This window comes from Nocardioides ginsengisoli (genome assembly GCF_039537225.1).
In the GTDB taxonomy this organism is placed as follows: domain Bacteria; phylum Actinomycetota; class Actinomycetes; order Propionibacteriales; family Nocardioidaceae; genus Nocardioides; species Nocardioides ginsengisoli.
In genome coordinates this window covers 57,841-76,495 of sequence record NZ_BAABAC010000005.1, presented here as the reverse complement: position 1 = coordinate 76,495, position 18,655 = coordinate 57,841, and the positions used below count along the sequence as shown (strand labels likewise).

The 18,655-nt window shown below is 71.8% G+C and carries 17 protein-coding genes; 8 read left to right on the top strand and 9 right to left on the bottom strand.

Going from position 1 to position 18,655, the window contains the following annotated elements:
• Positions 1–9: 9 nt before the first annotated feature.
• The 6 genes from AB4880_RS02035 to AB4880_RS02010 form a co-directional block, all read right to left on the bottom strand.
• Complete coding sequence (locus AB4880_RS02035) at positions 10–906, bottom strand: GNAT family N-acetyltransferase (RefSeq protein WP_367917530.1); 897 nt, start codon at positions 904–906, stop codon at positions 10–12.
• A gap of 31 nt (positions 907–937) precedes the next feature.
• A complete protein-coding gene (locus tag AB4880_RS02030) occupies positions 938–1,780 on the bottom strand; it encodes a hypothetical protein (RefSeq protein WP_367917529.1) in 843 nt (280 codons plus the stop codon).
• A gap of 14 nt (positions 1,781–1,794) precedes the next feature.
• Positions 1,795–3,585, bottom strand: coding sequence for a methionine--tRNA ligase (gene metG / locus AB4880_RS02025; protein WP_367917528.1), 1,791 nt, complete (start codon positions 3,583–3,585; stop codon positions 1,795–1,797).
• A gap of 23 nt (positions 3,586–3,608) precedes the next feature.
• A complete protein-coding gene (locus AB4880_RS02020; RefSeq protein ID WP_367917527.1) occupies positions 3,609–4,901 on the bottom strand; it encodes an N-acetylmuramoyl-L-alanine amidase in 1,293 nt (430 codons plus the stop codon).
• 189 nt (positions 4,902–5,090) lie between these two features.
• Positions 5,091–5,723: a mycothiol-dependent nitroreductase Rv2466c family protein gene (locus AB4880_RS02015; RefSeq protein WP_367917526.1), complete on the bottom strand. Its 633-nt coding sequence runs from the start codon at positions 5,721–5,723 to the stop codon at positions 5,091–5,093.
• Between the two features lie 46 nt (positions 5,724–5,769).
• The gene (locus AB4880_RS02010) at positions 5,770–7,419 is read right to left on the bottom strand and encodes a CHAP domain-containing protein (protein WP_367917525.1); all 1,650 of its coding nucleotides are present in this window, start codon (positions 7,417–7,419) and stop codon (positions 5,770–5,772) included.
• 174 nt (positions 7,420–7,593) lie between these two features.
• Between AB4880_RS02010 and pepN the strand changes: the two genes are divergently transcribed.
• A complete protein-coding gene (gene pepN / locus AB4880_RS02005; RefSeq protein ID WP_367917524.1) occupies positions 7,594–10,164 on the top strand; it encodes an aminopeptidase N in 2,571 nt (856 codons plus the stop codon).
• A gap of 183 nt (positions 10,165–10,347) precedes the next feature.
• Here the strand turns inward: pepN and AB4880_RS02000 are convergent, their stop codons facing one another.
• On the bottom strand, positions 10,348–10,707 hold the full coding sequence (locus AB4880_RS02000) for a DUF5130 family protein (protein WP_367917523.1): 360 nt from the start codon (positions 10,705–10,707) through the stop codon (positions 10,348–10,350).
• A gap of 9 nt (positions 10,708–10,716) precedes the next feature.
• Entirely contained in the window at positions 10,717–11,085 is a 369-nt protein-coding gene (locus AB4880_RS01995; protein ID WP_367917522.1) for a hypothetical protein, read from the bottom strand.
• An 82-nt stretch (positions 11,086–11,167) separates the two neighbouring features.
• Here AB4880_RS01995 and AB4880_RS01990 point away from each other — a divergent pair, with 82 nt between their 5' ends.
• From AB4880_RS01990 to AB4880_RS01965, 6 genes are all read left to right on the top strand, one after another.
• Positions 11,168–12,217: a mechanosensitive ion channel family protein gene (locus tag AB4880_RS01990; protein ID WP_367917521.1), complete on the top strand. Its 1,050-nt coding sequence runs from the start codon at positions 11,168–11,170 to the stop codon at positions 12,215–12,217.
• 7 nt (positions 12,218–12,224) lie between these two features.
• Entirely contained in the window at positions 12,225–12,608 is a 384-nt protein-coding gene (locus AB4880_RS01985) for a globin (protein ID WP_367917520.1), read from the top strand.
• Between the two features lie 952 nt (positions 12,609–13,560).
• Complete coding sequence (locus tag AB4880_RS01980; protein ID WP_367917519.1) at positions 13,561–14,115, top strand: RNA polymerase sigma factor; 555 nt, start codon at positions 13,561–13,563, stop codon at positions 14,113–14,115.
• 87 nt (positions 14,116–14,202) lie between these two features.
• Entirely contained in the window at positions 14,203–14,892 is a 690-nt protein-coding gene (locus tag AB4880_RS01975; RefSeq protein ID WP_367917518.1) for a hypothetical protein, read from the top strand.
• Positions 14,893–14,993: 101 nt separating this feature from the next.
• Positions 14,994–15,545, top strand: a complete 552-nt coding sequence (locus AB4880_RS01970; protein WP_367917517.1) for an RNA polymerase sigma factor — start codon at positions 14,994–14,996, stop codon at positions 15,543–15,545.
• 24 nt (positions 15,546–15,569) lie between these two features.
• On the top strand, positions 15,570–16,355 hold the full coding sequence (locus AB4880_RS01965; protein WP_367917516.1) for an enoyl-CoA hydratase/isomerase family protein: 786 nt from the start codon (positions 15,570–15,572) through the stop codon (positions 16,353–16,355).
• Between the two features lie 24 nt (positions 16,356–16,379).
• Here AB4880_RS01965 and AB4880_RS01960 read toward each other — a convergent pair whose 3' ends face one another.
• Positions 16,380–17,279, bottom strand: coding sequence for an acyl-CoA thioesterase (locus AB4880_RS01960; protein WP_367917515.1), 900 nt, complete (start codon positions 17,277–17,279; stop codon positions 16,380–16,382).
• A 161-nt stretch (positions 17,280–17,440) separates the two neighbouring features.
• Between AB4880_RS01960 and AB4880_RS01955 the strand changes: the two genes are divergently transcribed.
• A complete protein-coding gene (locus AB4880_RS01955; protein WP_367917514.1) occupies positions 17,441–18,655 on the top strand; it encodes an acetyl-CoA C-acetyltransferase in 1,215 nt (404 codons plus the stop codon).

The window sequence follows — 18,655 nt, the reverse complement described above, 5'->3', positions numbered from 1 at the left end:
GCCCGCACCCTAGGGGGCGGGCGGGATGCGGAGCATGACGGCGTCGGTCACCGGCTCGTAGCCGAGCGCCTGGTAGAGCGCATTGGACGTCGGGTTGGCCTGGTCGGTGAACAGGATGACCCGATGCCCCGCGGCGCGCAGCCGGCGCGAGACCTCGGCGACGGCGGCGCCGGCCCAGCCGCGGCCGCGCTCTTCCTTGGGCGTGTAGACCGGGCCGATCCGCACCACGCCGTACGCCGGCGGGTTGGCGCCGGTCAGGTGCACCGGCCGGTCGGCGTCGTCGACCCAGAACCAGAGCACGCCCTCGCCGAGCTTGCGCTCGATCTGGTCCATCCCGAACGCCGCCGCCTCGCCCGCGTGGCCGGCCTCGCGCCCGGCCTGCTCGTCGGCGTCGTCGAAGAACCGGTGGACCCACTCCAGCGCCAGCTCCGTCTCGTCCGCCCGGACCGCCCGCAGCCGACCGGGCACCGGCCGCGGGTCGACCAGCGTGCCGAGCTCGAACAGCCGGTGGTGCATCTCCACCTCGACCGTCCCACCGCCGGCCGCGGCGACGGCGGCCGCGAAGACATCGCACGCGGGCCGCTGCCCGCTCGCGCCACCGACCTCCTCGCCCCGCCCCACGAGCACCGCGGCCAGCGCCTCGGCGGCGGCGTCTGGCATCGCCAGCAGGTAGACCGGGTACGGCGCGAAGGGCGCCGTCCGCATCGCCACGCCCGCGATCTCGCCGGCCTGGTCGCGCACGACGCCGAACCAGCAGTAGGGCAGGTCGCCGCGGCCGGTCTCGCGCACCCGGTGAGCGATCGTCGTCACGACCGTCGCCGTCACCGGACTCGCCGCGAGGTGCTCCCCCGCCACCGACAGGAACTCGTCGGGATCCTCAGTCAGCCAGACGTCGTACGCGCTCATGCCTGATCGTCGCCGCCGCCCCGGCCCCGGCTCAACCTGATTTCTCGAGCTTGTAGTGCAGCCGCAGCGCGGTCGCGCCCCACATCCGCAGGGCGTGGTCGGTGCGCAGGACGCCGTGGTCGTCGACGTACACATGGAAGGTCTCGTGCACCGGCGCGCGCGAGGCGAAGGTGCGGCCGCCGTCCTCGACGACGACATAGGCGCCGTCGGCGCCGAACGGGCCCGCGGGCGAGACCAGCCGGAAGGAGCCGTCGGGCAGCACCTCCGGACGCAGGAAGACCTGGACGTTGCCCGACTCGAGCGGGAATGCCACGTGCACCGACGGCCGTACGGCGCCCGGCAGTCGCCGCGCCGAGTAGCAGCCGCTGAAGACGTACTCCCCGGTCGCACGCAGGGTGCGCAGCCAGCCGGCGCCGACCTGCGCGCCGGCGCCGTCGCGGATGACCGACACCCGGCTGTCCATCCCCTGCGCCACGTCGAGCGGCCGCATCGGCAGCGCCAGCTGCTCGACCCGCTTGCCGAACAGGCGCGACACCAGCTCGCCGCCGGGCCACGCCCAGGGCGCCCAGCCGCTCCAGACCTCGATGTGCCAGTCGGCCGTGTGCTCGTAGAAGTCGCGGACCTGTGGCTGCAGGTCGGCCGCGGCGAAGCCGGGTCCGTCGAGCGCGGCCATCGAGGCGAGCAGGCCGGCGCCCGGCGTCGGAGCGTCGACCGAGCCGCCGTACCGCTCGGCCTCGGCGTCGAGCCAGCCGTCGCGGACGACCGACGAGCTGCTCGTCGGCGCGCGCAGCCAGGAGTGCTCGCCGGCGAGGTCGACCTCGCGGCCGACGGCGCGCCAGAACCGCCGGGTCCCGAGATCGACCAGCGGCGTCACCTCGTCAGCCCGCCTCAGGCGTCCAGCCGGTCGAGCTCCTCGTCGATGATCGCCGTGTCGAGCTTGACGAACACCGGGCTCGGCTTGGCGACCGCCCGACCGACCTCGATCGGGTGACGGCCCCAGGTCGGGAAGCCGGCGTAGTCGCCGGTGATGATCGGGTAGGCGCGGCTCGGGTCGTCGAGATCGGTGGCCTCCTCGATCCGCGGCATCGGCGCCACGTCGCCCACACCGCCCAGCGCCTTGTCGACCTCGTTGGCCGAGAACGGCAGGAAGGGGCTGAGTATCACGTTGAGGTCGGCGACGCACTGCGCCATCACGTGCAGGATCGTGGCCAGCCGCTCGGGGTCGTCCTTGATCTTCCACGGCTCAGAGTCGGAGACGTACTTGTTGACGTCGGCGACCGCGCGCATCGCCTCGCCGATGGCCTGCTTCTGGCGGTGCTTGCCGATCAGGTCGCCGACGACGCCGAACGCCTCCTCGACCGCGCTCAGCACGGCCTCGTCCTCGGCGGCGAGCGGGCCGGCCGCCGGGATCTCGCCGAAGTTCTTGGCGATCAGGTTGGCGGTGCGGTTGACCAGGTTGCCCCAGCCGGCCACCAGCTCGTCGTTGGTACGGCGGACGAACTCGGCCCACGTGAAGTCGGAGTCCTGGCTCTCCGGCCCGGCCGCCGCGACGAAGTAGCGGAAGGCGTCGGGCTGGTAGCGCGAGAGCAGGTCGTGGACGTAGATCACGATCTTCTTCGACGAGGAGAACTTCTTGCCCTCCATGGTGAGGAACTCGCTCGAGACGACCTCGGTGGGGAGGTTCAGCTCGCCGTACTCACGGGGCTTGCCGCCCTTGTCGCCCTTGCCCGCGTAGGCGAGCAGCTCGGCCGGCCAGATCTGCGAGTGGAAGGTGATGTTGTCCTTGCCCATGAAGTAGTAGGACAGGGCGGCCGGGTCGTTCCACCACGCGCGCCAGGCGTCGGGGTCGCCGCTGCGACGAGCCCACTCGATCGACGCCGAGAGGTAGCCGATGACCGCGTCGAACCAGACGTAGAGCTTCTTCGTCGGGTTCTCGCGCCAGCCGTCGAGCGGGACGGCGATGCCCCAGTCGATGTCGCGCGTCATCGCGCGCGGGCGGATCTCCTTGAGGATGTTCTTGGAGAACCGGATGACATTGGGCCGCCACAGCCCGGTCCCCTCGCGCTCGTCGAGCCACGCCTGGAGCGCTTCGGCGAGCGCCGGCAGGTCGAGGAAGAAGTGCTGGGTCTCGATGAACTCCGGCGTCTCGCCGTTGATCTTGGAGCGCGGGTTGATCAGGTCGTGCGGGTCGAGCTGGTTGCCGCAGTTGTCGCACTGGTCGCCGCGGGCGCCGTCGTAGCCGCAGATCGGGCAGGTGCCCTCGATGTAGCGGTCCGGCAGGGTGCGCCCGGTCGACGGCGAGATGGCGCCGTAGGTCGTCTGCTCGACGAAGTAGCCGTTCTCGTAGACGCCGAGGAACATCTCCTGCACCACCGCGTGGTGGTTGCGCGTGGTGGTGCGGGTGTAGAGGTCGTAGCTGATGCCCAGGCCGACCAGGTCCTCGACGATGAGCCGGTGGTTCTTGTCGGCCAGCTCCTGCGGCGTCATCCCGGCCTCGTCGGCGGCGATGAGGATGGGCGTGCCGTGCTCGTCGGACCCGGAGACCATGAGGACGTCGTTGCCCGCCATCCGCTGGTAGCGGCTGAACACGTCGGACGGCACGCCGAATCCGGCCACGTGGCCGATGTGGCGGGGACCGTTGGCGTAGGGCCAGGCGACGGCGGAGAGGACATGCGTCATGCGCCCGATCCTATTGTTTGCAGTCAGGTGTTGAAGCGGCGGATCCGGCGCGCGGTCCGGGTGCGGATCGCGGGCAGCGCGGCATAGAGGTTGTCACCGGGGCATGCGGTGTCGTTGGTGTCGCGGTGACCGTCGATGACGGGCAGCACGACGACCCGGCCGCGGCCGAACTTGTCGCTGCCGTGCGAGCGCACCTTGATCGTCCCGAGCGGGTTGCGGTGGAACTTCGCGAGCTTCCACGCCGCCACCCGCGCGATGGCCTTGACGACGGGGTCGGTGGACGTGGCGGTCTGGAAGTTGCCGAGCACCGCGATGCCGACCGAGACATGGTTGAAGCCGAGCGTGTGGGCGCCGATGGTCTCGCGCTTGGGCCGGCGGCGACCGGCCCAGATCCGGCCGAAGCGGTCGACGAAGAAGTTGTAGCCGACGTCGGACCAGCCGAGCGACTTGGTGTGATAGCGGTAGATGCCGCGCAGCATCGCCGGGACGTCGGCCGGCCGGTAGTCGTTGGCCGACACGGTGTGGTGCACGTGGACCTGCTTGATCGAGTGCGCCTGCTGCGGCTCGCCGGTCGCCCACTTCGCGTTGGCGCCCCACTGGTGGCGGGTGTAGAACGCCGGGATCCGCCGCGGCGGCTTCCGCTTCGGACGACGCACGGTGCGGCCACGGACGGTCGCCTCCTCCTCCTCCTCCTCCTCCTCCGGTACCGCGGCCGGCGCCACGACGCTGTCGGCGGCCGTCCGGCCCGGGTCGATCAAAGTGAGCACCGGTTCGGTGCTCGTGCCCGACAGCTCGACCTGGACTCCGTCGCTCGGCCCGACCCACACCGGCTCGGTCGCGTACGGCGTCGCGGCGCCTTCCGGCGTCCGCGGGTCCGGCCGGTCGCGCAGCGCGGGCAGCGTCTGCCAGCCACTCCAGCCGCCGCCGGCGCGTCGTACCCGCACCCGAACCGCGGCCTCCCCGTCCTGCCAGGTCACCCCGAGCATCGAGAACCGGTCGGTGTCGAGCGCGGCGGTTTGCACCGTCGCCGGCCGCCGCGCGGAGCCGCCGGGAGCGCCCATCGCGAGCGGCACGGCGGCCGACGAGACGAGCGCGTCGTCATCGTCGCCGGCGAGCCGGACGCGGGTCGCGGACCGGTTGGCGGATCGGTTGGCAGACCGGTTGGCGGACCGGTTGGCGGATCGGGCGTTGGACGGGGCGTTGGCCGAGGCGGCGGAGGCGGGTTCGGGGGCGAGGGCGACGACGGGGACCGCGGCGACGGCGGCCGCGAGGCTCGCCAGGTCACGGCGACGCAGGGAAGAGTCCGAGAAGCTCATGACCATCGAGCATGCGTCATCCGCCGCGCGGTTCGCGACCCTCTCCTCCGCGTGTCGCGGATTGCGGGAGAGAAGTCACATCAGCCCCATGCGTCACACGGAGCGCCCTTTCCTGGCGCTTCCTGACCGTTGCAACCGTCAGGAAGCGCAGGAATCCCCGCTGAAGCGGGGATTCCTGCAGCAGCAGCCTCAGCTGAAGTCGAGATCGCCCGTCCGGCTCCGCTTGAGCTCGAAGAAGTACGGGAACGACGCGACCGCGACGGTGCCGTCCCACAGCTTCCCCGCATCCTCGCCGCGCGGGATCTTGGTCAGCACCGGGCCGAAGAAGGCGGTGCCGTTGACGTGGATGGTCGGGGTGCCGACCTCGTCGCCGACGGCGTCCATGCCCTCGTGGTGCGAGCGCGCCACGGCCTCGTCGTACGACGCGTCGCCGGCGGCCTCGATGAGCGAGGCGTCGAGGCCGCACTCGTCGAGCACCTCGGCGATGAGCGCGAGCCCGGCGTCGGGCTGCTCGTGGAGCCGGCGGCCCTGGTGGTGGATCCGCTCACCGAAGGCGTTGTACATCGGGAGGATGACCTTGTCGCCGTACTGCTCCTGCGCGGCGATGAGCACGCGCACGGGGCCCCACGCCGGCGCGAGCAGCTCACGGTAGGCGGCCGGGATGTCCCGGTCCTTGTTGAGGTAGGCCAGGCTCATCACGTGCCAGGAGATGTCGATCTTCCGCACCTCGGCGGCCTCGAGCAGCCAGCGGGAGGTGATCCAGGCGAACGGGCAGAGCGGGTCGATCCAGATGTCGGCACGGTTCGGCGCAGTCTCGGTCATAGTTCCTCAAACGCTGCCACAGGGCGCCGACATTCCCCGGCCGGGCTCAGCGGACGCGGACGGTGCCGGTCACGCGCTGGGTCGGCACGATCGTCGAGCCGAGATAGCGCACCCGCACGGCCTTCACCCCGGGCGACATCCGGACGACGACCCGCGCCACGCCGTTCGCGTCGAGGCGGACCGTGTCGCTCCAGCGCCCGATCTTGATCAGCGCCTTGCCCGGCACCGCGGTCACACCGCGGGCGAGCACCCGGATCCGGACGATCGCCCGGCCCGGCTTCGTGCTCGTCTGCAGCCGGATGATGGCCGGCGAGGTCACCGGAGCGGTGACCGGCGTGGCCGCCGTGTAGGGCAGGTACTGCGCCCGGGTCGCGGTCAGGTCGACGCCGATGTGGTGACCGACGTCGAGCGTCGTCAGCACGTACGACGTCGCGGTCGCGCCGTCGATCGGCACCCCGTCGCGCAGCCACCGGTAGGTCACCGCGGAGTCCGCCGGGGTCAGCACCGGCGGGGTCACCGTCAGCGTGCCGCCCAGCGTCGGCGTACCGGTGACGGCTGCGGGCGTCGTCGGCTTGATGACGCCGGCGAGGACCTTCCCGACCGGGTAGGCCGCGGAGACATAGCTGGCGTAGCCCGCCTGCTTGGCGACGACCTTGACCGAGATGGTCTTGCCGACCAGCGCCGCGGAGAGCGGCAGCCGCGCGGTCGTGTTGTTGGGGACGCGCACGCCATCGGCGAACCAGCGCCACACGGTCGAGCTCGGGTTGGGCGTCCAGGCGCCGGCCGTCGCGGTGAGCACGTTGTCGAGCAGGACCGTGCCGGTCACCTGCGGCGCCGCACGCTGGGCGAAGATGCCCTCCGCGACCGCCGGGGTCGCGAGCGAGTCCTTGACCCCGCTGGTCGAGCCCTTCTTGCTGGCCGTGACGCGTACGGTGAGCTTCTTGCCGACGACCGCGGCCGTCGGGGCGTACGTCGCGGCGGTGGCCCCGGTGATCGCCGTACCGTCGGCGAGCCACTGGTAGGCGTAGGCCGTCGGCCCGCCGGCCCAGCTGCCGGGCGTCGCGGAGAGGCTGGCGCCGACCCGCGCGGTGCCGGTGACGACGGGCGCGACGGTCGGGGTGATCGTCTTGTCGACGAAGTGGATGAAGCCGGTGGGCCAGCGGCCGCTCGCCTTGGTGATCGTGCGCCAGTGGAAGGTGCCGCCCCAGCTGTCCTCGGAGATCACGATCTCGGTCGCGGAGACGACCCGCTCGACGTAGGCCACGTGGCCGGCCGAGCCGCTGCCGTTGGAGTAGCGCCCATACCAGGCGACCGCGCCGACGTTCGGCGTCTGGTCGGTGATGGCGGACATGAACTTGCCCCACTCGCTGGCGTTGCCGCCGCCGACCCACGGCCGGACGTTGGGCATGCCGGCCTTGATCATCCGGTAGGCGACGTAGTTGGTGCAGTTGTGACCGGAGTACATGTTCCAGTACATCTTCGAGTTCGCCGCGCCGTACCCGGCGTCGGAGTAGCCCTTCTGGACGCAGTCGGCATAGCCCGTGCACAGGTACGTCGTCGCAGCGCGCGGCTCGACGTGGGTCAACTGGGCGCCCGGCGCGCCGATGAGCACCAGAAGGGTCCCCACGAGAGCGCTGGCGAGCGCTCCGGCTCCCCAGCGCAGGACGACGACGCCGTTCGGCCCCCGGTTGCGCATGGCGAACACCATCGGGCACAACCGCCCCAGAACGCAACAAAAACACCACTTTTCTCGCGTGTCACCGGCGTGTCGCGTTGACCTGAGCGAATTACATACTTGTAATTCGCACCCTTTGCGGCGAGGTCGCCGCCGGTTGTCTGACAACTTCCCCCGAATGCAAGGATGAGTGCCATGCCCGGCACCAACCTCACCCGCGACGAGGCGGCTACCCGCGCCGCCCTCGTCGACGTGACGTCCTATGTCATCGACCTCGACCTGTCCCGCGCGACGCAGGAGGGCGTGGAGACCTTCGGGTCCACCACCACGCTGAGCTTCACCTGCCGCCAGCCGGGCTCGGCCACCTTCGCCGACCTGGTCGACGCGACGATCCACGAGATCACCCTCAACGGCACCCCGCTCGACCCCGCCACGGCGTACGTCGACAGCCGGATCGCGCTGCCCGACCTGCAGGCCGACAACGTGCTCGTCGTCAAGGCCGACTGCACCTACTCCCACACCGGCGAGGGGCTGCACCACTTCGTCGACCCGGCCGACGGCCGGGTCTACCTCTACTCGCAGTTCGAGGTCCCCGACGCGCGCCGGGTGTTCACCACCTTCGAGCAGCCCGACCTCAAGGCGCCGTTCACGTTCAACGTGACCGCCCCCGCGCACTGGAAGGTCGTCTCCAACGCCGCCACGCCCGAGCCGACCCCGGTGGGCGCGGACACCGCGCTGTGGGCGTTCCCGGCGACCAAGCCGATGTCGACGTACATCACCGCGATCGTCGCCGGCGACTACTACGAGGTGCAGGACGTCTACGAGGGTCCCCACGGCACGATCCCGCTCGGCCACTACAGCCGCCAGTCGCTCAAGGACTACCTCGAGCGCGACCGCGACGAGATCGTCACCCTCACCCGGCAGGGCTTCGCCTTCTTCGAGGAGGCCTTCGGCTACCCCTACCCGTTCGGCAAGTACGACCAGCTCTACGTGCCGGAGTACAACATGGGCGCGATGGAGAACGCCGGCGCGGTGACCCTGCGCGACGAGTACCTCCCCCGCTCCCGCCAGCCGCGCTCGTTCTACGAGTTCCGCGCCTCGGTGATCCTGCACGAGATGGCGCACATGTGGTTCGGCGACCTGGTGACCATGAAGTGGTGGGACGACCTCTGGCTCAACGAGTCCTTCGCCGAGTGGGCCTGCTACCACGCCGAGGCGCTCGCGACGTCCTACGACGACGCATGGACCGGTTTCACCAACGCCCGCAAGCAGACCGGCTACCGCGCCGACTCGCTGCCCTCGACGCACCCGATCGCGGCCGACAACGTCGACCTGCACGCGGTCGAGGTCAACTTCGACATGATCACCTACGCCAAGGGCGCGGCGGTGCTCAAGCAGCTCGTCGCCTGGGTCGGCCTCGACCCCTTCCTGGCCGGGCTGAAGCAGTACTTCCACGACCACGCGTTCGGCAACACCGAGTTCGCCGACCTGCTCACCGCGCTGGAGAAGGCGTCGGGTCGCGAGCTGACCGGCTGGGCCCAGGAGTGGCTGCAGACCGCCGGCACCAACACCCTCTCCCCCGCCTTCGAGCTCGACGCCGACGGCGCCTACGCGTCCTTCGCGATCAACCAGACCGCGCCGGCCGACCATCCGACCCTGCGCCGCCACCGGGTCGGCATCGGCTTCTACAACAGCGTCGAGGGCCGCCTGGTCCGCACCGACTACGTCGAGGTCGACGTCGAGGGCGCCCGCACCGAGCTCGCCGAGCTGGTCGGCAAGACCCAGCCCGAGCTGCTGCTGCTCAACGACCAGGACCTGGCCTTCGCCAAGATCCGCCTCGACGAGCGCTCGCAGGCCACGGCCATCGCCCGGCTCTCCGACCTCGACGACTCGCTGGCCCGCGCACTCGTCTGGAGTGCCGCCTGGGACATGACCCGCGACGCCGAGCTCGCCGCCACCGACTTCGTCGAGCTGGTGCTCGGCAATATCGGCCAGGAGACCGACGCCTGGGGCGTCAGCCGGATCCCGGTCTACGCCGCCCAGGCCGTCAACCTCTACAGCGACCCGGCCCACCGCCCCGCGCTGGCCGCCCGCTGGGAGCAGGGTCTGCGCGAGCTGCTCGCCGCCGCCGTGCCCGGCACCGACCACCAGCTCACCTTCGCCCGCACCTACGCGGCCGCGGCGTCGAGCGAGGCCGCCGTGGCCGAGCTCGAGGCGCTGCTCGACGGCTCGCTGACCTTCGAGGGACTCGCGGTCGACCAGGACCTGCGCTGGGCGCTGCTCACCCACCTGGCCCGCGTCGGCCGCGCCGACGACGCCCGCATCGACGGCGAGCTGGCCGGCGACAACACCATCTCCGGCCAGGAGAAGTCCGCCGCCGCGCGGGCCGCGCAGCCCACCGCCGAGGCCAAGGAGCGCGCCTGGACCCAGGCCCTGCTCGACCCGTCGGTGCCCAACGAGACGCAGCGCAGCGTGGTGCTCGCGTTCTGGCAGCCGGGCCAGGAGGAGCTGCTCGCGCCGTACGTCGCGACGTACCTCGCCGAGGTCGCCGGCACCTGGGAGCGGCTCGGCGCCCACAAGGCCGCCACCGCCCTCGAGCACATCTTCCCGCGGCTCATCGCCACCCCGGACACGCTCGCGGCCGTCGACGCCTGGCTGGCCGCCCACGCCGACACGGTCAACCCGGGCGCGGTCCGCTACGTCCGCGAGGGTCGCGCCGACGTGGCCCGCGCGATCGCCGCCCAGGCGACCGACGCCCGCCGCTGACCCGGCAGAAACGAGCTCGCAAAACGCGCCGACCCGGCAGAAACTGGCTTGCAAATCGCGCTGACCCGGCAGAAAGTTTCTGCCGGGTCAGCGCATTTGAGAGGCTAGTTTGCGCCGGGTCGGCGCGTTTTGGGAGCTAGTTTCTGCCGGGTCAGCGCATTTGAGAGGCTAGTTTGCGCCGGGTCAGTCTTTGGCGAGCTCGCCGAGCAGCTCGATGCCGCGGGTCAGACCCTCGGCCAGCTCGCCCGCGGCGAAGCGCTCGGTCATCGCGGCGACGGCCTGGGCCGACTCCTCGTCAGTGAGCCGCTCGCGGGTGTGGCCGCCGGTGACGATCTCGACGACTCGACGGTCGGGGTCGACCATGATCAGGATGCTGCGCGCGGGCAGCACGAGCGTGTTGTGCAGGCTCGTGGCGAAGTCGCGCGGGTTGCCGTTGGCGGAGCCGACGAAGACCGAGATCTCGGCCCGGCACAGCTGCTCGGCGTTGCGGATGGTGACGTCGAGGGCCGCCTGCTCGGCGGCGCTGAGGGAGACGGTGCTCATGGCGGGCGCCTACCAGCTGCCGCCGGCGCCGCCGGCCTTGGAGTCCTCGGAGTCGGGAGCGGCCAGCTCACCGGCCGCCTTGCGCGGGCCGCCGAGCCACTGGTTCTCGGGCTCGAGCGCGTTGGGGCTGAGGTCCTCGCCACGGGCCAGGGCCGGGGCGACGAAAAGCAGCGTGATGACCACGAGCACGAGCAGCGGGATGCCGCCCAGCACCAGGAAGGCGTGGAGGACGTCGATGTCCGGCTTGGGCTCCCAGCTGCCCGGGCGCGGCTCGGGCGTGTCGGCCGAGGCCGAGCCCGCGCTGGCGAGGACGAGCAGGGCGCTCGCCCCGGCGAGGGAGAGCACGGCGAGGAGACGACGTACGGCGTTGCTGGTCACAGGGAGGAGACTATCGGCTCCGACTCCCGGCTGCCGGGGAGGTCTGCCCAACGGCGTCAGGCCCCTTTGGGACACTGGGCGGATGCCTGCCCTCCCTCTGCTGACCACCCTGCCATCCGCAGCCCCGGAGAGCCCCTGCAAGACCGGCGAGAACGTCTGCGATCTGACCTGGGACCTGACCGGCAACCGCCGGCTGTCCGCCTGGTCCGACGTCCTGATCGGCAAGCCGCTGGCCATTCTCGGCGTCATCCTGCTCGCCGTCGTCGCCGCCTGGCTGCTGCACCGACTCGTCGACCGGATCGCCCGCCGTGCCGAGCGCGGCGTGCTTCCCGAGCGCGTCGAGAACGCCGTCCAGGCCCGTCGCAAGCAGCGCGCGGCGACCATGGCCGGCGTCCTGAAGAGCATCATCACGTTCATCGTCGTCGCGATCGGCGGCACCATGGTGCTGAGCGAGCTCGGCATCAACATCGCGCCGATCATCGCCAGCGCCGGCATCCTCGGCATCGCGCTCGGCTTCGGCGCCCAGTCACTGGTCAAGGACTTCCTGGCCGGCATCTTCATCTTCATCGAGGACCAGTACGGCGTGGGCGACGTCGTCGACGTGGGCGACGCCAACGGCACCGTCGAGGCGGTGACCCTGCGCATGACGCGGCTGCGCGACGTCAACGGCACCGTCTGGTACGTCCCCAACGGCGAGATCCTGCGGGTCGGCAACAAGAGCCAGAACTGGTCGCGCGCGGTCGTCGACGTGAGCGTCGGCTACCGCGAGGACCTGGCCCGCGTGCAGCGTGTGCTGCGCGAGGTCGCCCACGACCTGTGGGAGGACGACGACTTCAACCACGTGATCATCGAGGAGCCCGAGGTCACCGGCGTCGAGACGCTCACCCCCGACGCGATCACGATCCGGGTGATGGTCAAGACCGCGCCGCTCGAGCAGTGGGCGGTCGCCCGCGCGCTGCGCCAGCGGATCAAGGCGCGCTTCGACCACGAGGGGATCGAGATCCCGTTCGCCCAGCGCGTGGTCTGGCACCGCGAGGACCGGCGTCCCGAGGGCGATCCCGACGGCGCCCCGGTCGGCCCCACCTCCCCGGCGGGCCCCGCCGGTCCCGCCGCCTCCGGCGGCGAGGGATGATGGCGTCGTGAGCGACGAGACGAGCTTCTACGACGAGATCGGCGGGTTCGAGACCTTCCGCCGGATCGTGGCGAGGTTCTACGAGGGCGTGGCCGCCGACGAGGTGCTGCGGCCGATGTACCCCGAGGCCGACCTCGGTCCCGCCGAGGACCGGTTCCTGCACTTCCTGGTGCAGTACTGGGGCGGCCCCACGACCTACTCCGAGCACCGCGGGCACCCGCGGCTGCGGATGCGGCACGCGCCCTTCGAGGTCGACACCGCCGCCCGCGACCGGTGGCTCACCCACTTCCGCGCCGGCCTCGACAGCGTCGAGCTGACGCCGGAGCAGGACCAGCGGTTCTGGGAGTACGTCACGCACGCGGCGACGTTCATGGTGAACACCCCCGGCTGAGCGCCCCGCGGTGCCAGACTCCTCCCAGCACCGCCGAAAACTTTTCTCGGCACCCATGTAACGGCCGCACCCGTCCGTGACAGGTATTGCACGAGAGGTCTCCCCCGACCTCTCGCCCGGCGGCCCTGAGGCCTCCTGGTCACCGGGCTGGAAGCAGTTGAGAGAAGAAGATGACCCGACCGGATTGGATCGAGACGCTGAGGGCGGATCTGCGCCCCGCGGATCCCGATCCGGTACTGCTCGCGCAGCTGGTGGAGCTGAGCCGTGGCTCAGTGGCCCCTGCTACGCGACCGGGTCGGTCGGCTGGTGCGCGGCTGGCGATTGTGCTGGGGGGTGCGATCGCCGTCGGAGCGACGTCGTGGGCTGCGGGCGCCCTGCCCGGAACGGATTCTCCGTTTCGCCCCGAGGAGCATGTGACGCACCAGCCGGCCGACCCTTCACCTGGCGGCGTCGGGACCCCACACCCCGATGAGCCAGCGTCACCCGCCGAGGAACAGTCCCCATCGTCCTCGGCGGGTGACGACCCGCCGACGCCGTCCGACTCGCCGACGCGCGGAGCGACCGGATCCCCGTCCACGCCGAAGGCGCCGGGCTCGGGCTCGCCGCCTCCGATCGGCGGTCTGCCGACCGATCTCCCCTCGCTCCCGGACGTCCCCGGGAGCACTGTCCTTCCACAAGTCCCGACGGCACCTCCGCCGTCGGGACTCGATCACGTTCCGGGGGTCCCGCTCCTGCCCCCGGGCCTGCCGACCGTGCATCCCGACGCCGACACCCAGCGCAACGTCATCGCCGGCACGCCCGCCGTCCCCGGAGCTCCGGGCGATGACGACCAGGGTCAGGACTCTCAGGGCGACGCTCAGGACCGCGCTCAGGACCACGCTCAGGACCACGACAGCGACAGCGGCGACCGCCGCTCCCCCCGGCCGCAGGAAGCGCAGGTGGCCCGGGCCCAGTGACCACGGACGACGACGTCGTCGCCGCTGCGAAGCACGGCGACGCTGAGGCATGGCGTGAGCTCTACCGGGCGCACGCCACCCGTCTGCTGGTCTGGCTCCAGGCCCGCGGCACCGGCGACGAGGCCCCCGAGGACATCGCCGCGGCGGCCTGGCTGGTCGCCGCCGAGAAGATCGCCGGCTTCACCGGCGACCGCGACGAGTTCGCCGGTTGGCTGTTCGGCATCGCGCGCAACCACCTCGCCAACGCCCGCCGCCGCGCCGCCCGCCGCGAGCAGGTGGCGCTCGAGCCGGTCGGCGTCGGCGTCGACCTCGGGCCCGAGCCGGTCACCAGTGGCGGCGACTGGGCGCGCCGACTCCTCGCCACCCTCCCCGAGCGCGAGCGCGACGTCGTCACCTGCCGCGAGGTGCTCGACATGGACGTGCCGACGACCGCCGCGGCGCTCGGCATCGGCGCGGTCGCCGTACGGGTCGCGCACCACCGGGCGCTCAAGCGACTGCGCGGCACGATGGTCGCCGAGAGCCCTCGCGAGATCTTTTCTGGCGAGGCGTAACACTTCCTGCTGCTGCCGACATGTTGTCGATGTAGGCGGTGTCCTCTCGGACGCCGGCAGGCCGGACGAGCAGACGCAAGGTACGACATGACCCACGACCGCCGGATCGACCGGCTCCGCGTCGAAGCGCCGACGCTCGAGCCCGACCCCGCGTTCCTCGGCATGCTCACCCACCTGAGCGCCTCCTCGTACCCGGCCGTCCACCGATCGGCTCGGTCGGCTGGACTCCGTGCTGTGCTCGCGACGGCCGCTGTCGCGGCGATCGCGGCCGCGACCTGGGCGGCGGGCGTTCCCACCGGCGGAGAGACCCCATACTCCCCCGCCGATGCCCCCACCCAGCAGGAGCCCTCCGGTCCGCCGAGTCCCGGAGACGTCGGAACCCCACACTCCGACGTAGCCACCTCGCCCGGCAGCCCCCTGTCCCCGGGGCTGCCGGGCTCCCCCTCCTCCGCGTCCGAGCACGCGAGCGACCCGGCCGGCCGGTCCGACCAGCCCGGCCGCGGCAAGGGCCCGCAGGGCACCCCGCCGGGCAAGGCCAAGGGCCACGCGAAGGACCTCGGCAAGGGCTACGGCCAGGGCCACGGCCAAGGCCACGGCAAGGGCCACGGCAAGAGAGAGGCCAAGGGCCACCACGACGGCGGAGCACAGGACCGCCGCAACGGCGACGGCGACCGGACCGATCAGGGCGACCAGGGCGACCAGGTCGACCAGGGCGACCGGACCGACCCGGCCGGCAGCGGCGAGCAGCGCGGGAACCGCGGCCTGATCGGTCAGTGACGGTAGTCTCGACCTCTCGCTCCTCCGAGCCGGCATACGCGACGAGGCCCTCAGTCCGGGAGGAGCCTCGGACCGGGGCCAGTAGGGGTGGGACACGTCTGGTGCGAGCCGACGACGAGCTCGTCACCGCGGCCAAGCGCGGTGACTCGACCGCATGGCGCGAGCTGTACCGGGCGCACGCGGGTCGCCTGCTGCTGTGGCTGGAGGCACGCGCCGTCCCGGGCAGCGAGGCGCCCGAGGACCTGGCGGCCGCCGCCTGGCTGGTGGCCGCGGAGCGGGTGGCGGACTTCTCCGGCACCTCCTCCGACTTCGGCGGCTGGCTGTTCGGCATCGCCCGCAACCACGCGTCGAACGCCTACCGGCGCACCACCACCCGCACCAAGGGACTCGAGACGCTCGGCGCCGACGCGACGCTCGTCCTGCCCGGGCCCGAGCACCGGCTGATCGCCGAGGAGTGGGTCCACGAGGCGCTGGCCGCGCTCCCGCCGCGCGAGCGCGACGTCATCGCCTGCACCGAGGTCCTCGACCTCGACATCAGCGGCACCGCCGCCGCGCTCGGGATGACCGCCGTCGCGGTCCGGGTCGCCCGGCACCGCGGCCTCAAGCGGCTGCGCAACCTCCTCGACGCCGACCGTCCGCCGCGCGACGATTAGAACGCGTTCTACTACGCTGGGCGCATGACGCTGCAGGTCGCCGACGACAGCCGGGTCCGCACCCTGACCCTGGACCGCCCCGAGGCGCTCAACGCCTTCAACGAGGAGCTGTACGACGCCACGGCCGAGGCGCTCCTCGCCGCGGCCGTGGACCCCGCGGTCGCCGTCGTCCTGCTGACCGGCGCGGGACGCGCGTTCAGCGCCGGCACCGACCTGCTCGAGATGCACCGGATGGCGACCGACCCGGACTTCGTCCGCGGACAGCACGGGTTCACCGGTCTGATCGACGCGCTCGTCGACTTCCCCAAGCCGCTGGTCGTGGCGGTCAACGGGCTCGGCCTCGGGATCGGCGCGACGATCCTCGGCTTCGCCGACCTGGGGTTCATCTCGACCGAGGCGCGGCTCAAGTGCCCGTTCACCTCGCTCGGCGTGGCGCCGGAGGCAGCGTCGTCGTACCTCTTCCCGGCGCTGGTAGGGCGTCAGAACGCCGCCTGGGCGCTGCTCTCCGCCGAGTGGATCAGCGCCGAGGAGGCGCACCGGATGGGCCTGGTCCGCGCGGTGTGCACGCCGGACGAGCTGCTGCCGACCGCGCGCCGGCACGCCGAGATCCTGGCCGCGCGCCCGATCTCGTCGCTGGTCGCGGTGAAGCGGACCATGACCGAGCCGCACCGGGACGCGATCCGGGCCGCGCGCGACCGCGAGAACGCCGCCTTCGCCGAGCTGATGGGCGGGCCGGCCAACCTGGAGGCGCTCGCCGCCTTCGCCGAAGGCCGGGCGCCGGACTTCACGTCGCTGCCGCCGGGCTGGTGACCCGCCGCCCGGGCCTGGGCGGGGTCAGCGGGTGGCGGTGACCATCGGGCCGAGCGCGTCGGTCAGTGCCTCCAGGAAGCCGGGCGGCGGCACCGCCGAGCGCTGGGTGTCGACGTCGAAGAACACCAGGACCACCTTCGAGCGGGCCAGCACCGTGCCCTGCGAGGAGCGGTTGGTGCCGTCCGTGATCTCGGACTCGATGGTCATCGAGCGCTCGCCGATCTCGGACACGACGGACCAGCAGTCGTAGGTCTGCGGACGCAGGTGGATCGGGGCGACGTACTCGACGTCGGCCTGGGCGATCACGCTCGCCAGCCGCGGCTGGCCGACGAGTCCGTGCTGGAGGCGGCGGATGCCGGCGATGCGCGCCTCCTGGAAGTACTCGAAGTACTTGACGTTGTTGACGTGGCGGTAGATGTCGAGGTCGGAGAAGCGGACCTGGATCGGGTAGTGCGCGGCGCGGTCGCGGGGCACCGTGACGTGCACGGGGCGCGAGCGCTCGCCCAGCTCGGCGTACGGCGCGAGGGCCTGGCGCTCCAGCTCGACCATCCGCCGCGGGGTACCGGTGGCGAGGACGAAGGGCGCCAGCACGGTGCGGGCGCGAAGGTAGACGGTGCGGGCGCCGTCGGCGTCCTCGTGGAAGATCTCGTGGTCGAGGGTGAAGCTCGCCGGGCGGATCTCGCTCACCCACGACTCGATCGCGACCGACTGGAACCGGAACCGCAACGGCGCCTTGAAGGTGACCTCGTGCCGGACGACGACGTACGCGTCGCCGTGGTGGGCCTCGACGCCGGCGGCCTCGCGGCAGGCGTGGAGCAGCGCGCCGCGCGCCTCCTGGAGGTAGTCGACGTACTTCACGTTGTTGACGTGGTTGAGCTGGTCGATGTCACCCCAGCGCAGGGGGCAGTCGTAGCGATGCCGCACGCCTGCATGCTTCCACGGGAGCGGCGTCGCGCGGGCCGGGGATCCGCATGCAGGGACCGCACTGTGGCATCCGCCACCACTGCAACCTGTTCTAGTCCGGCCGCACTACGCTGTGCGGGTTCCGCCTGTCCCCCGCATCGACCGGATTCCGAGGAGTCTCCATGCCCGAGGCCGTCATCGTCTCTGCCGCCCGCACCCCGATCGGGCGCGCCAACAAGGGATCGCTCAAGGACTTCCGTCCCGACGACCTCACCGCGTTCATCGCCCAGGCGGCGCTGGACAAGATCCCCGCGCTCGACCCGAACGACGTCGACGACCTCCTCCTCGGCTGCGGCCTGCCCGGCGGCGAGGCCGGCAACAACATGGCGCGGATCGTCACCACGCTGATGGGCTACGAGATCCCCGGCGCGACGATCACCCGCTACTGCTCGTCGTCCGTGCAGACCTCGCGGATGGCCTTCCACGCGATCAAGGCCGGCGAGGGCGACGTCTTCATCTCGGCCGGCGTCGAGACCGTGTCGCGCTTCCAGTTCGGCACGTCCGACCACATCCCGAACACCAAGAACCCGCTGTTCGCCGACGCCCAGGCGCGGACCGAGGACTACGCCCAGGGCGGCAAGGACTGGCACGACCCGCGCGAGGACGGGCTGCTGCCCGACATCTACATCGCGATGGGCCAGACGGCCGAGAACATCGCCCGGCTGCGCGGCCTCAAGCGCGAGGACCTCGACCACTTCGGCGTCCGCTCGCAGAACCTCGCCGAGAAGGCGATCGCCGACGGCTTCTGGGCCCGCGAGATCACCCCGGTCACCCTCGCCGACGGCACCGTCGTCTCGGCCGACGACGGCCCGCGCGCGGGCGTCACCTACGACGCGATCTCCCAGCTGCAGCCGGTCTTCCGCCCCGACGGCGTCGTCACCGCCGGCAACTGCTGCCCGCTCAACGACGGCGCCGCCGCCGTCGTGATCATGTCCGACACCAAGGCCCGCGAGCTCGGCCTCACCCCGCTCGCCCGGATCGTGTCGACCGGCGTCTCCGGCCTCTCCCCCGAGATCATGGGCCTCGGCCCGGTCGAGGCGACCCGCAACGCCCTCAAGTACGCCGGCATGACCATCGACGACATCGACCTCGCCGAGATCAACGAGGCGTTCGCCGCGCAGGTCCTGCCCTCCGCCGAGGACCTCGGCATCCCGATTGAGAAGCTGAACGTCAACGGCGGCGCCATCGCCGTCGGCCACCCGTTCGGCATGACCGGCGCCCGCCTGCAGAACACGATGCTGAACTCGCTGGAGTGGCACGACAAGTCCACCGGCCTGATCACCATGTGCGTCGGCGGCGGCCAGGGCATGGCGATGATCCTCGAGCGCCTCGCCTGA